This window comes from Allobosea eneae (assembly GCF_042657265.1).
In the GTDB taxonomy this organism is placed as follows: domain Bacteria; phylum Pseudomonadota; class Alphaproteobacteria; order Rhizobiales; family Beijerinckiaceae; genus Allobosea; species Allobosea eneae.
Window position 1 is genome coordinate 24,475 of the sequence record NZ_JBHSLW010000031.1, and the last position, 13,557, is coordinate 38,031.

Consider the following 13,557-nt stretch of genomic DNA (forward strand, 5'->3'; position numbering starts at 1 on the left):
GTCGCCCCTCTTCTCATGGACGAAGGTCCGATATTGCCTACCTGCCGATCGGTAGGCTAGCTTTATGCGGAGACAGCGGAGCATGATGGCGGCGATGGACAGTTTCGATGCGGTCGGCGGCAGCACGCTGCGCTCGCCCTATTTCGGCGAGGAGCACGAGGCGCTGCGCGACCAGCTGCGCCGTTTCGTCGCGAACGAAGTCAAGCCGCACGGTCTCGCCTGGGAAGAGGCTGGCATGGTGCCGCGGCAGGTGCTGGCCCGCATGGGCGAGCTCGGCTTTCTCGGCATCCGCTATCCCGCCGAGTATGGCGGCTCCGAGCTCGATACGCTCGCGACCGTGGTGCTGGCCGAGGAGCTCGGCCGCTCGACCTTCTCGGGCTTCGCCATCACCGCGCTGGTCCACACCGACATGGCCTCGGTCCATGTCTTCAATGCCGGCAGCAAGGCGCAGCGTGACCGCTGGATGCCTGATATCGTCGCCGGCAAGGTGATCTGCGCCATCGCCGTCACCGAGCCCGACGCCGGCTCCGACGTGAAGGGCATCCGCACCACGGCCCGGCGCGAGGGCGACAGCTACGTGCTGAACGGCGCCAAGATGTTCATCACCAATGGCGTCCATGCCGATCTCTACTGCGTCGCCGCCAAGACCGATCCTGCGGGCAAGCCGTCGCAGTCGGTCTCGATGTTCCTGGTCGAGAAGGGCACGCCGGGCTTCCGCGTCAGCCGCGCCCTCGACAAGCATGGCTGGCGCTCCTCCGACACGGCCGAGCTGGTCTTCGAGGACTGCCGGATCCCGGCCGAGAACCTGCTCGGCGGCGAGGGCCGCGGCTTCTACGCGATCATGAGCAACTTCCAGAACGAGCGCACGGTGATCGGCGCCATGGCGATGGGCGAGGCGCAGGCCGCGATCGAGTTGACGGTCGACTATGTCCGCACCCGCACCGCCTTCGGCGCGCCGCTCTGGGACAAGCAGGCGATCCGCCAGAAGCTCGCCATGCTCTCCGCCAAGGTCGAGGCCGGGCGCCAGCTCGTCCACCATGCCGCCTGGCTCGATACCAGGGATTTCGATGCGACGCGCGAGGTCTCGATGGTCAAGGCCTATTGCGGCGAGCTGGTCAACGAAGTCATGTACGCCTGCGTCCAGTTCCATGGCGGCATGGGTTTCATGCGCGAGAGCGCGATCGAGCGCATGGCGCGTGACGCCCGCGTCCAGGCGATCGGCGGCGGCGCCACCGAGGTCATGCTCGAAGAGGTGGCGAAGCGGCTGTGACGGTCGTGACCGGACGCGCCGAGCGGGCGGAGCTCGAAGGCGGCGCGCGCCGCCTGATCCTCGACCATGCAGCGCGCCTGTTGCGCAGCAACGGCTATCATCAGACCAGCCTGCGCGAGATCGCCGAGGCGGTCGGCATCCGCAAGGCCAGCCTCTACCACCACTTCCGTTCGAAGGAGGAGATCGTCGAGGCGGTGGTCAATGACGGTGTCGGCTTCGTCCATGACGCTGTGCTCGCCGCCCTGGACGCGACCGGCAAGGCCGATATGCGCCGCCGGCTCGAAGCGGCGATCGCGGCGCATCTTGCCGCGCTGCACGGCCATTCCGACTATACCTGTGCCAGCATCAAGGTCTTCAGCTTCGGCGAGAACCCGACGCCGGAGAGCGTCCGCGGCACGCGCCGCGCCTACGACGATCTCTGGCGGGCGCTGATCGAGGAGCTCGCTAGTGCAAGAGCGCTCACGCCCGGCATCGCGCCAGAGCGGTTGCGGCTCTTCCTGCTTGGGGCGATGAACGGCTCGGTCGACTGGTACCGGCCGGAGCGCTTCGACATCGCGCAACTCGCCGGCGAACTCACGGCCCTGGTCGCGCCGGCTGAAACGGCCTGAAGGGAGCCGGGCGTCCGTTTTAACCCGCCCTTGACCGCTGCCGGACAAGGGTACGGCATGACGCGCGATGGCCTGTTTCGATTTGGTGGCGAATTTCGTGATTCCGCCCGCGAGGCGGCGTTTCGAGATGCGCGCTTCGGCGAGACGTTGCGGCAGTGCCGGTTGATCTTCCTGATCTCGGCTGTGCTCAACACGCTCTTCCTCGCCAGCGACTGGCGCTTCCACGGCACGCCGCATTTCTTCGTCGCCGTCCCGGCGCGGCTGATGGTCGTCTTCGCCTCGCTCATGTGCTTTGCGCTGGTGCGCAGGGCGACCGCTTTCTCGCAGGCGCAGGCCGTCCTGATCGGCTGGGAGGTCATGACGGCGCTGATGGTCGCGCTGCTGGTGTCGTCCCGCAGCGATCTCGCGCTCTTCGTTGTGCTGATGCTGCCCTCGATCTTCTACCTCGTAGCGCCGACCGCCTTCCGCTGGACGCTTGTGCTTGGGGTCGGCTGCAGCGCGCTGATGCTCGCCGGCTATCTCGGCAACGGGCCGATGCCGTCGACCTTGCCCGGGCTGATCCTCGTCCTCGTCATGCTCAACTTCGCGCTCGGGCTGGTCGTCGTCCACGGCAACCGCCTGCGCCGGCTCGAATGGGCGGCGACCCAGGCCGAGCGCCAGGCCAAGGACGAGCTCGGCGCCAGCCAGGCGATGATCGAGCGCATCTTCATGGCGGTGCCGATCCCGCTCGTCGTCACCTCGCGCGGCGACGGCCGCTTCCTGCGCGGCAATGATGCCGCCAAGCGCTATTTCGGCGACGAGGTCGCGCAGGCGCAGGTCCAGGACGTGCTGCTCGATGGCGGCAATCGCCGGGTCATCGCCCGCCTGCTCCACGCTCACGACCAGATCGAGGGGCATGAAGCTCAGGTGCGCGACGGCGGCGGCGCCGTTCGCGACGTGCTGATCACCGCGACGACGCTGCCGGTCGGAGAAACGCCCGCCGTCGTCGCCGGCATCGTCGACATCACCGATCGCAAGGCGGCCGAAGCCCGCACCCGCCGCCAGGCGACGCATGACGCGCTGACCGGTCTGCCGAACCGCCTGCTGTTCGGCGAGCGGCTGCAGCAGGCGTTGACGCGGATGGCGAGCAGGGGTGGGGCGGTCTGCCTCTTCCTGATCGATCTCGACGACTTCAAGTCGATCAACGACACGCTCGGCCATGACGCTGGCGACGCATTGCTGATCGAGGCGGCGAGGCGGCTCGCCGCCGCGATCGGCCCTGACGAGCTGGTCGCTCGGCTCGGCGGCGACGAATTCGTCGTGCTCTCGACGCAGCGGTTGACGGGGTTTGAGGCGCTGGTGAAAGGCGAGGCCCTGATCGAGGTGCTGCGCCGGCCCTGCGAGCATGCCGGGCAGATGATCGCGACGCGGGCGAGCCTCGGCATCGCGCTGGCGCCCGAGCATGATCGCGACGGCGTCGAACTGATGAAGGACGCCGATCTCGCGCTCTATCGGGCCAAGGCGAACGGCCGCAACATGGCGATCGTCTACGAGCCGGCGATGCGCGCCGCGATGGCGCGCCGCGTCGCGGTGTGCCAAGGGCTCGCCGGTGCGCTGAAGCAGGAACGCATCCTGCCCTATTATCAACCGCAGGTCGCGGTCGACACCGGGCGGATCGTCGGCTTCGAGGCGCTGGCGCGCTGGCGCCATTCCGAGCGCGGCATCATTCCGGCCGCCGCCTTCCAGGAAGGTTTCCAGGACGCCGAGATCGCCAACGGGATCAGCGACGCGATCATCGCGGCCGCCATCGGCGACCTGCGCAGCTGGCTCGATGCCGGGCTCGATGTCGGCCATGTCTCCGTCAACCTCGCTGCCAGCGTCTTCCGTGATCCGGCGTTGCCGGAGCGTCTGCTCGGTCAGCTCGCCGCTGCCGGCGTGCCGGCCAGTCATTTCGGTGTCGAGGTCACCGAGACGGTACTGCTAACCCGCAATGCCGACGAGGCCGAGCGCACGCTGAAGACCTTGCGCGCCGCAGGCCTGCGCGTCGCGCTCGATGATTTCGGCACCGGCTACGCCTCGCTCACCCATCTCAAGCGCTTCCCGGTCGACGCGCTCAAGATCGACCGTGGCTTCGTCAGCCATGTCACCGAGAATGGCGGCGACGCCGCGATCGTGCGGGCGCTGATCCGGCTCGCGGCCGATCTGCGGCTCGACGTCATCGCCGAGGGCGTGGAGACCGCCGAGCAGGAAGCTTTCCTGAAGGAGCAGGGCTGCCGCTTCGCCCAGGGCTATCGCTACGCCAGGCCTGCCCCGGCCGGCCGCGTGCCCTGGCTGCTGCAGCTGCCCAACCTGCTGCCCAAGGGCGACGCCATGCACGGAGATAGCGCCGCCGCCTGATCAGGCGCACTGGTCGCGGTGTGGTTTTCGTGGCGCTATGCTGCTCTCTGTTTTGATGTCGAGAGCCTCGCATGCGTGCCTTCTATCACCCCGACCAGTCCAAGCACGATCCGCAGCAATATATGCGCTTCGGCCAGATCGTCGCGCCGAAGGACCTGCCGGAACGGACGGAGAGGTTGCTCGGCGCGCTGGCCAAGCACGGCATCGCGCCGGAGCGCCCGGCCGAGCATGGCACCGGCCCGATCCTCGCCGTCCACGATGAAGGCTTCGTCCGCTTCCTCGAAGGGTTGTGGCAGCGCTGGCTCGCTCTGCCCGAGCGCGGACCCGAGGCCTGGCCCAACACCTTCCCCTATTGGAGCGGCCGCACCGACGAAGATGTCCGTCCGCCCTGCCGCCCGACCGGCATTGTCGGCCAGATGGGCTGGTATCTCGGCGACATGTCGGTGCCGGTCGGCGAGCATTGCTGGCTCTCCACCCTGCGTTCGGCCGAGACGGCGGTCTCCGGCGCCGAGGCGATCCTCGCCGGCGAGCGGGCGGTCTATTCGCTCTGCCGGCCCTCGGGGCACCATGCCCGCGCCGATCGCGCCTCCGGCTTCTGCTATCTCAACAATACTGCGATCGCCGCGCAACGCCTGCGCTCGAAGTTCGGCAAGGTCGCGATCCTGGACGTCGATGCCCATCACGGCGACGGCACCCAGCAGATCTTCTATCGCCGGAACGACGTGCTCACCATCTCGGTCCATGCCGATCCGGTGAACTACTACCCCTTCTTCACCGGTTATGAGGATGAGCGCGGTTACGGGCCAGGGGAAGGTTTCAACTTCAATTTGCCGCTCGCCCCTGGCGCCGGCGGCGCCGAGATGGAAGCGGCGGTCGACCGCGCCGGCCGCGCCATTCGCGAGTTTGGCGCCGAGGCGCTGGTGATCGCGCTCGGCTACGACGCCCATAAGGACGATCCGATCGGCGTGCTCAAGCTGGAGGCCGCCGATTTCGGCACGATCGGCGAGCGGGTGAAGGCGCTCGGCCTGCCGACACTGGTGGTGCAGGAAGGTGGCTACGCGATTGAGGCGATCGGCGATTGCCTCGACGCGTTCCTGGGCGGGTTCAAGTAGGCCTTCCTTCTCCCCTCGGGGGAGAAGGTCCCGGCAGGGGGATGAGGGCGCTTTGACCGGGTGAGACGAAAAAAGGGCCGCTTGCGCGACCCTTCCCTCATGCGTCAGCGCTTCGCGCTGCCACCTTCCCCCCCGAGGGGAGAAGGCTCCGCTACTCCGCCGCCTCGCGACGCGGCAGCACCCAGTCCGGGCGGACCCAGTGGCAGGTGTAGCCGGCCGGGTAGCGCTCGAGATAATCCTGGTGCTCCGGCTCGGCCTCCCAGAAATCGCCCGCGGGCTTCACCTCGGTGACCACCTTGCCCGGCCAGCGGCCCGACGCGTTCACCTCGGCGATCACCTCCTCGGCGATCGTCTTCTGCGCCTCGTCGACATAGTAGATGCCGGAGCGGTAGCTGGTGCCGAGATCGTTCCCCTGGCGGTTCAGCGTGGTCGGGTCGTGGATCTGGAAGAAGAACTCGACCAGCTGCCGGTAGCCGATCTTGGCGGGATCGAAGATGATCTCGATCCCTTCGGCATGGGTTCCGTGATTGCGATAGGTCGCGTTTTTCACGTCGCCGCCGGTGTAGCCGACCCGGGTCGTCTCGACGCCGGGGAGCTTGCGGATCAGGTCCTGCATGCCCCAGAAGCAACCGCCTGCGAGTACAGCACGTTCCGTCATATGAAACCTCCTTGATCGCGGCTAGATAAGCATAGGCACGCGAATTCGCCACGTCGCTGCGTTTGGTTACATCTGACAACGCCTTGATCGGGAGGGCTGTCAGATCACCGCCTCGATCAGGAAAGGCCCCTTGCGGCCGAGCGCCCCCTGGAACAGCCTGGTGAATTCCTCGGCCGTCGTGGCGCGGCCGGCCTCGACGCCCATGCCCTTCGCCATCGACACCCAATCGAGCGTCGGCTCGTCGAGATTGAGCATCAGCTTGGCGTTGCGGCCGAAATCGTTGACCCCGACATTGCGCATCTCGCCATGCAGGATCGCATAGGTCCGGTTGGCGAAGACGACGGTGACGACGTCGAGATTCTCGCGCGCCTGCGTCCACAGGCCCTGGACCGTGTACATGCCGGAACCGTCGGCCTGCATGCCGATCACCTTGCGGTCGGGGCAGGCGACCGCCGCGCCGACACACAGAGGAATGCCTTCGCCGATCGAGCCGCCGGTGAGCTGGATGTAGTCGTGCTGGGGCGCGCCGTGGCAGTCATAGTAGAAGCTGCGGCCCGACGAGACCGACTCGTCGCAGATGATCGCGTTCTCGGGCAGAAGGCGGGCGACGATGGTGCAGACCTTGTCGGCGTCGAGCGTCCCGGTCGGCAGGGCCCCGTCGGCTGCCTGCGGCGTGGCGATGAAGGCCGGCGGCGTCGCCCGCGCCGAGAGCTCGTCGGCCAGCGCCTCGATCGTCCCCGGCAGGTCGTCGCCGGGCACGGCCAGTTGCTCGACCTGGCAGTTCTCGTGCACCAGCCGGCCGGGCTTGCCCGGATAGGCGAAGAAGCCGACCGGCACCTGGGCGCCGATCAGGACGAGCAGGTCGATGTCCTTGAGCTGCTGCAGCGCCATGTCGATCGGATAGAACACCTTCGGGATGGCGACGCGGCCGGCGCCGCGCTCGATCCGCCCGTTCGACATCTGCGCGAAGATCTGCGCGCCGGTCGCAGCGCAGACCCGCGCCGCCATCGCCATCGGTCCCTCGCGCAGCGCCGAGCCGGTCAGCATGATCGCGGCGCGCGAGCCGTGCTTGCGCAGCAGGCCGGCGACCGCGCGGATCTGGGCCGCATCGACCTGCCTGGGCGCCGGCACCGGCGTGCGCGTCAGCTCCGCCGGCTCGACGCTGCCCCAGGCGCAGTCGGCCGGCAGGATTACCGTGGTGACGCCGGGCAAGGACAGCGATGCGGCATAGGCTTCGCCGATCGCCGGGCCGACATCCTCAGGCGAGGCGATGCGGCGCACGAATTGCGACATCGGCCGGGCGAGGCTCTCGATGTCGCTGGTCAACGGTGCATCGTGCTGGAGATGGTAGGTCGCATGGTCGCCGACCACGTTGATCATCGGGGTCCAGGCGCGTCTGGCGTTGTGCATGTTGGCGAGCGCGTTGGCCATGCCCGGCCCGCAATGCAGCAGCGTCGCCGCCGGTTTGTCGGCCATGCGGGCGTAGCCGTCGGCCGCACCGGTGACCACGCCCTCGAACAGGCCGAGCACGCAGCGCATCTGCGGCTTGCGGTCGAGCGCCGCGACGAAATGCATTTCCGAAGTGCCGGGATTGGCGAAGCAGACATCGACATCGTTGACCAGCAGCGTGTCGCACAGGCGGTCGGCGCCATTCATCCGGGAGAACCTCTTAGATAGCCAAGGGCGCTTTGCGCCGAATGCTGCGAGGGGAAGGGATCACTACGAGAGTGTCAAACAAGAGAATGTCATTGCTTCCCCAAGTCCGGGTGATGCCGCCTTGACGGAATTGCATATGCATTTAACGTGAATTGGAACGAAGCTTGCTTTATCGGACACGATCGGGCTGCGTTGGCCGGGGTGTCCGCAGCAAGCGGGAACAAGAGGGGAAGAGGTTCGTCATGACAGGTGTGAAGCGTATCGGGGCGCTGGCCGGGATCGGTCTTGCGGCTCTCATCGCCGCGGGCGGCGCGCAGGCGCAGACCAAGGTCAACATCGGCATTTCCGGCTGGACCGGCTTCGCGCCGCTGACCCTTGCCAAGGAGGCCGGCATCTTCGCCAGGAACGGCCTCGACGTCTCGATCAAGAAGATCCCGCAGAAGGATCGCCACCTCGCCATCGCCTCGGGCGACATCCAGTGCGCCGCGACCACGGTCGAGACCTGGATCGTCTGGGACGCAGCCGGCATCAAGACCAAGCAGATCTTCCAGCTCGACAAGAGCTATGGCGCCGACGGCATGGCCGTGCGCGGCTCGACCGCCTCGATCAAGGACCTCAAGGGCAAGACGGTCGCGGCCTCCGCGCCCGGCACCTCGCCCTATTTCGCCCTCGCCTGGATCCTCAAGGAGAACGGCATGTCGGTGAAGGACGTCAACGTCGTCAACATGGAGCCCGGCCCGGCGGCGCAGGCCTTCATCGCCGGCCAGAACGACGCGGCGATGACCTATGAGCCCTATCTCTCGGCCGTGCGCGAGAAGCCGGAGGCTGGCAAGATCATCGCCACCACCCTCGACTATCCGATGGTGATGGACACCTTCGGCTGCACGCCGAAATTCCTGGCCGAGAACGATGCGGCCGCCGTCGCGCTGACCAAGAGCTATTTCGAGGCGCTGGAGCTGATCAAGGCCGACCAGGCTAAGGCCTATGGCATCATGGGCGCCGACGTGAAGCAGACCGGCGAGCAGTTCGGCAAGTCGGCCGGCTATCTGCGCTGGTCGGACTCTGCCGGCAACAAGGCCTTCTTCTCCGGCGAGTGGCAGGCCTTCACCAACAAGGCGGCCGACCTCCTGCTCGAGATCGGCCTGATCAAGGCCAAGCCCGACATCGCCACTCTGGTCGAGACCAAGTACGTCGCCGGCAAGTGAGCGAAGACGTCCTGCCGGACGTTCTGACCGCCGGCCTGCGTGTCGTCTTCTGCGGCACGCAGGCCGGAGCGGTCTCCGCCCGGCGGGGCGCCTATTATGCCGGCCCCGGCAACAAGTTCTGGAAGACCCTGTTCGAGACCGGGCTGATCCCTGAGCCGCTCGGTTCCTCGGATTTCCGGGAGCTGCCGCGATACGGCATCGGCTTCACCGATGTCGCCAAGGCGACGTCCGGCCCGGACACGGCGCTGATGCGGCACCATGTCGATAGCGTCCGCTTCCTGGCCAAGATTCGTGAATTCGCTCCGGCGATCGTCGCGTTCAACGGCAAGCGTGCCGCCCAGGCGGCGCTGGGTGAGGAGAAGGGACTCAAGCTCGCCTATGGTCTCCAGCCATCCCTCCTTGCAGGCAGCCGAGTCTTCATCCTGCCCTCCACCTCCGGGGCGGCCTCCGGCTACTGGTCCATCGAGCCCTGGCGTGAACTCGCCGCCCTCGTGAAGGAAACAAGTTCTAGACGATGAAACCACTTCAGCCGGTCTCCGCTGCCGCCCGTGTCGGCTACGGCATCGCCTTCTTCGCGCTCTTCGTCGTCGTCTGGTCGGTCGCGACCTTCGGCGGCTATGTCCAGAAGCTGTTCCTCGCCGATCCGCTGACCATGGTCGGCGAAGGCTGGAACCTGCTCGTCAACCATGGCTTCATCGTCGATATCGGCATGACGATCTGGCGCGTCGTCGGCGGTTTCGTCCTCGCCGTCGTCTTCGCCCTGCCGCTCGGCATCCTGATGGGCGCCTACAAGCCCATCGAGGCCTTCCTCGAGCCCTTCGTCTCCTTCGCGCGCTATCTGCCGGCCTCGGCCTTCATCCCGCTCTTGATCCTCTGGGCCGGCATCGGCGAGACGCAGAAGCTGCTCGTCATCTTCATCGGCTCGTTCTTCCAGCTCGTGCTGATGATCGCGGTCGCGGTCGGCGGCATAAGGCGCGACCTGGTCGACGCCGCCTACACATTGGGCGCCAGCGATTCCTCCGTGGTGCGCCGCGTGCTCCTGCCCAATGCCGCGCCCGAGATCGCCGAGATTTTCCGCCTCGTCCTCGGCTGGGCCTGGACCTATGTCATCGTCGCCGAGCTGATCGGCTCCTCCTCCGGCATCGGCCACATGATCACCGACAGCCAGGCGCTGCTCAACACCGGGCAGATCATCTTCGGCATCATCGTCATCGGCCTTATCGGTCTGATCTCGGATTTCCTCTTCAAGGCGGTCAACCAGCGCCTGTTTCCGTGGGCGCAGGCATGAGCAAGCTTCTGATCGACCAGGTCGGCAAGGTCTTCCCGGCCCGCGGCAAGGGCCAGCCGACGCGGGCGCTGATGCCGACCTCGCTCACCGTCGCCGACAACGACTTCATCACGATCCTCGGCCCCTCCGGCTGCGGGAAGTCGACGCTGCTGCGCATCATCGGCGGGCTGGAGACGGCGAGCGAGGGCAAGATCCTGCTCGACGGCGCCCCCGTCACCGGGCCGGGCGCCGATCGCGGCTTCGTCTTCCAGAGCTATACGCTCTTTCCCTGGCTCAGCGTGGTGCAGAACATCGCCTTCGGCCTGCGCGAAAAGGGCATGCCCGAGCGCGAGCGGCTCGACATCGCCCGCAAATGGGCCGAGCGCGTCGGGCTTGCCGGCTTCGTCGACCATTTCCCCAAGCAGCTTTCCGGCGGCATGCAGCAGCGCACCGCGATCGCAAGGGCACTCGCCAACGATCCCAAGATCCTGCTGCTCGACGAGCCCTTCGGCGCTCTCGACAACCAGACCCGGGCGCTGATGCAGGAAATGCTGCTCGGCATCTGGGAGCGCGAGCAGAAGACCGTGCTCTTCGTCACTCACGACATCGAGGAGGCGATCTTCGTCGGCTCCCGCGTGGTGGTGATGAGTGCTCGCCCGGGGCGGATCAAGGCCGACATCCCGATCGAGCTGCCGCATCCCAGGCCCTACACGATCAAGACCACGCCGGAGTTCGTCGCGCTGAAGGAGCGGCTGGTCGAGGAGATCCGGGTCGAAGCTGTGCTCGCGGCCGAAGGGCACTAGCCACCAAGCCACCATACCGGTTGACTCGGGTCCGGTATGGTGGTTCCTTCCATGCCGAAATTGGCCTGACCACATGGCCAAATCGATGCCGCCCACGATGCGCGGCGCGGGGAAGGATCCGGGGAGCTGATGCCGCTCGCAGTCGTCGAGTCGCCACGTCTGTATCGGCAGATCGCCGATCAGTTGCGCCATCTCATCGACCAGCATGAATTCCCGGTCGGCAGCCGCCTGCCGCCCGAACGCGAACTTGCGGAAAAACTGGGCGTTTCCCGCCCCTCGGTGCGCGAGGCGCTGATCGCGCTGGAAGTCGAGGGCCGCGTCCGCATCCGCATGGGCTCGGGCGTCTACGTCGTTGATCCCGCCCAGGCAGCCGCACAGCTCGCCGGCGCCGGCTTTCCCGTCGAGGGGCCGTTCGAGGTGCTCGCGGCGCGCCGGCTGGTCGAGGGCGCCGTCGCGGCCGATGCGGCGGGGCAGGCGACGCCCACGCAGCTGGCCGGGCTTGCCGGCATCCTCGGCCAGATGGAGCAGCCCGGTTTGCCGGCGGAGCAGCTGATCGCGCTCGACCGCGCCTTCCATGTCGAGATCGCGGCGATACTGGGAAACACCGTGCTGGTGCGCTGTGTCGGCGAGCTTTTCGACCAGCGCATGAGCCCGTATTTCCGCCAGCTCGCGCAGTATTTCGAGAACGAGGACTCGTGGCGCTCGGCGGCGCGCGAGCATCGTGCCATCCATGCTGCACTCGCCAACGGCGACCGCGAGGCGGCACGCGCGGCGATGTGCGCCCATCTCCAGGCCTCGCAGGAGCGCTTTTCGCAGAGCTTCGGCGACACCGACTTCAAGCGGGCAGGCGAGCGTCAGCGCCGGCCGCGCCCGATCAAATGACGCAAGGCCAGATCTTATTCGTGACCTTCAGGGAGGACAGACGATGAAACTGCATTACGCTCTCGCCGCGCTCGCCGCCGGCGCTCTCTTCGCCGGCGCCCCGGCGCAAGCCCAGACCAAGCTGAAATGGGCCCATGTCTACGAGACCTCCGAGCCCTTCCACACCGAGTCGGTCTGGGCCGCCGAGGAGATCAAGAAGCGCTCCAACGGCAAATACGAGATCACGGTCTACCCGGCCTCGCAGCTGGGCAAGGAGACCGACATCAACCAGGGCCTGACGCTCGGCACGGTCGACATGATCATCTCGGGCTCCAGCTTCGCCGCCCGCGCCTATCCGCCGATCGGCGTGACCTACTACCCCTTCATCTTCCGCGGTCCCGACCATCTCCTCGCCTATGTGAAGAGCGACGTCTTCAAGGAGATGGCCAAGGGCTATGAGGAGAAGAGCGGCCACCAGATCCTGGCCGTAACCTATTACGGCACGCGCCACACCACCTCGAACAAGCCGATCAAGACCTGCGCCGACATGAAGGGCCTGAAGATCCGCGTGCCCGACGTGCCGGCCTATCTCGCCATGCCGCGCGCCTGCGGCGCCAACACCACGCCGATCGCCTTCGCCGAGGTCTATCTGGCGCTCCAGAACGGCACCGTCGAGGCGCAGGAGAACCCGCTCAACACCATCGACGCCAAGAAGTTCTACGAGGTCCAGAAGCACATCATCCTGACCGGGCACATCGTCGATCACCTCAACACGGTCGTCTCGAAGCAGCTCTGGGCCAAGCTCTCGACGGAGGACAGGAAGATCTTCACCGACGTCGCCCAGGAGGCAGCCGAGCGCGCGACCAAGAAGATCCAGGCCGACGAGACCAAGCTCGTGCAGGTCTTCAAGGATCGCGGCCTGACCGTCACCGAGATCGACAAGGCAGACTTCCTCGCCGCCGTGCAAAAGAATGTCAGCTTCGAGCAGTTCGGCTATCGCAAGGCCGACTGGGAGCGCATCCAGGCGATCAAGTGAGCTGACTAAGGGCTCGTCATGCTCGGGCCTGGCCCGAGCATCTCTTTCAGGAGATTCTCGGGTCTGCGCTTCGCTCCGCCCGAGAATGACGCCTGGCACGCCGCCTTCGTAAGAAAAGACCATGCCATGACCACGACGCCGGAAGTCCATACCCAAGTCACCAGCGAGGAGATCGCCCACGTCTTCGACGAGGCGCCGCCGCCGGCCGATCTTTCCGGCTATGGCCTCGAGGACTGGTTCACGCTCGCAGCCTTCTGGCTGATGGTCGCCTGCGTCGTGGCGCAGTTCTTCACCCGCTATGTCCTCAACGACAGCTTCGCCTGGACCGAGGAGATCGCGATCTATGCGCTGATCGTCGTCGTCTTCCTGGGATCCTCGCTCTGCGTGCGCGCCTCGCGCCATATCCAGGTCGATTTCCTCTATCGCTACCTCTCGCGTGGCGCCGGCCGGGCGCTTTCGACCGCCGTCGATGTCATCCGCATCGGCTTCTTCGCCTATGGCACGGTGCTGACCCATCGCTATGCCCAGCTCATTCCCGACGAGATGATGACGACGATCCAGTTCCCGAAATCTGTGGTGTTCTACGCCGTCGTCATCGCCTTCGCGCTGATGACGCTGCGCGCGATCCAGGTTGCCTGGCAGAATTGGCGCCGCGGCTATTCCGTGCTGGAGCGTCCCTCGGCCTTCGACGGCTCGGAGGCCTGA

The 13,557-nt window shown here is 66.7% G+C and carries 13 protein-coding genes; 11 read left to right on the plus strand and 2 right to left on the minus strand.

Translation table 11 applies throughout. The annotated features are described in order from the left end of the window. Positions 1–94 precede the first annotated feature (94 nt). The 4 genes from ACFPOB_RS18960 (at position 95) to ACFPOB_RS18975 (ending at position 5,366) form a co-directional block, all read left to right on the plus strand. A complete protein-coding gene (locus ACFPOB_RS18960; protein ID WP_377799928.1) occupies positions 95–1,270 on the plus strand; it encodes an acyl-CoA dehydrogenase family protein in 1,176 nt (391 codons plus the stop codon). Beyond that, positions 1,267–1,878: a TetR/AcrR family transcriptional regulator gene (locus tag ACFPOB_RS18965; RefSeq protein ID WP_377799929.1), complete on the plus strand. Its 612-nt coding sequence runs from the start codon at positions 1,267–1,269 to the stop codon at positions 1,876–1,878. Before ACFPOB_RS18960 ends, ACFPOB_RS18965 begins: the two co-directional genes overlap by 4 nt. Positions 1,879–1,935: 57 nt before the next feature. Further along, positions 1,936–4,254, plus strand: coding sequence for a putative bifunctional diguanylate cyclase/phosphodiesterase (locus tag ACFPOB_RS18970; protein ID WP_377799930.1), 2,319 nt, complete (start codon positions 1,936–1,938; stop codon positions 4,252–4,254). A 71-nt stretch (positions 4,255–4,325) separates the two neighbouring features. Further along, the gene (locus ACFPOB_RS18975) at positions 4,326–5,366 is read left to right on the plus strand and encodes a histone deacetylase family protein (protein WP_377799931.1); all 1,041 of its coding nucleotides are present in this window, start codon (positions 4,326–4,328) and stop codon (positions 5,364–5,366) included. A 151-nt stretch (positions 5,367–5,517) separates the two neighbouring features. On the opposite strand, the gene msrA is transcribed toward ACFPOB_RS18975, so the two are convergent. Together msrA and ACFPOB_RS18985 are read right to left on the minus strand one after the other, a co-directional pair. Next, positions 5,518–6,024 (minus strand): peptide-methionine (S)-S-oxide reductase MsrA, encoded by a 507-nt coding sequence (gene msrA / locus ACFPOB_RS18980; RefSeq protein ID WP_377799932.1) that lies wholly within the window; start codon positions 6,022–6,024, stop codon positions 5,518–5,520. A gap of 99 nt (positions 6,025–6,123) precedes the next feature. Next, positions 6,124–7,680 (minus strand): acetolactate synthase large subunit, encoded by a 1,557-nt coding sequence (locus tag ACFPOB_RS18985; RefSeq protein ID WP_377799934.1) that lies wholly within the window; start codon positions 7,678–7,680, stop codon positions 6,124–6,126. Positions 7,681–7,931: 251 nt separating this feature from the next. Between ACFPOB_RS18985 and ACFPOB_RS18990 the strand changes: the two genes are divergently transcribed. The 7 genes from ACFPOB_RS18990 to ACFPOB_RS19020 all read left to right on the plus strand — a co-directional run bounded on the left by ACFPOB_RS18990 (position 7,932) and on the right by ACFPOB_RS19020 (position 13,557). Continuing rightward, positions 7,932–8,885, plus strand: a complete 954-nt coding sequence (locus ACFPOB_RS18990; protein WP_377799983.1) for an ABC transporter substrate-binding protein — start codon at positions 7,932–7,934, stop codon at positions 8,883–8,885. Then, positions 8,882–9,403 carry a mismatch-specific DNA-glycosylase gene (locus ACFPOB_RS18995; protein ID WP_377799935.1) on the plus strand — a complete coding sequence of 174 codons (522 nt, stop codon included), beginning with the start codon at positions 8,882–8,884 and terminating at the stop codon, positions 9,401–9,403. Before ACFPOB_RS18990 ends, ACFPOB_RS18995 begins: the two co-directional genes overlap by 4 nt. After that, positions 9,400–10,173 carry an ABC transporter permease gene (locus ACFPOB_RS19000; RefSeq protein WP_377799936.1) on the plus strand — a complete coding sequence of 258 codons (774 nt, stop codon included), beginning with the start codon at positions 9,400–9,402 and terminating at the stop codon, positions 10,171–10,173. The genes ACFPOB_RS18995 and ACFPOB_RS19000 overlap by 4 nt, the downstream gene beginning before the upstream one ends. Further along, a complete protein-coding gene (locus tag ACFPOB_RS19005) occupies positions 10,170–10,955 on the plus strand; it encodes an ABC transporter ATP-binding protein (protein WP_377799937.1) in 786 nt (261 codons plus the stop codon). The genes ACFPOB_RS19000 and ACFPOB_RS19005 overlap by 4 nt, the downstream gene beginning before the upstream one ends. 129 nt (positions 10,956–11,084) lie before the next feature. Further along, positions 11,085–11,837: a FadR/GntR family transcriptional regulator gene (locus tag ACFPOB_RS19010; RefSeq protein ID WP_377799938.1), complete on the plus strand. Its 753-nt coding sequence runs from the start codon at positions 11,085–11,087 to the stop codon at positions 11,835–11,837. Between the two features lie 43 nt (positions 11,838–11,880). Continuing rightward, positions 11,881–12,852 carry a sialic acid TRAP transporter substrate-binding protein SiaP gene (locus ACFPOB_RS19015; RefSeq protein WP_377799939.1) on the plus strand — a complete coding sequence of 324 codons (972 nt, stop codon included), beginning with the start codon at positions 11,881–11,883 and terminating at the stop codon, positions 12,850–12,852. Positions 12,853–12,978: 126 nt separating this feature from the next. Continuing rightward, positions 12,979–13,557 (plus strand): TRAP transporter small permease, encoded by a 579-nt coding sequence (locus tag ACFPOB_RS19020; RefSeq protein WP_377005878.1) that lies wholly within the window; start codon positions 12,979–12,981, stop codon positions 13,555–13,557.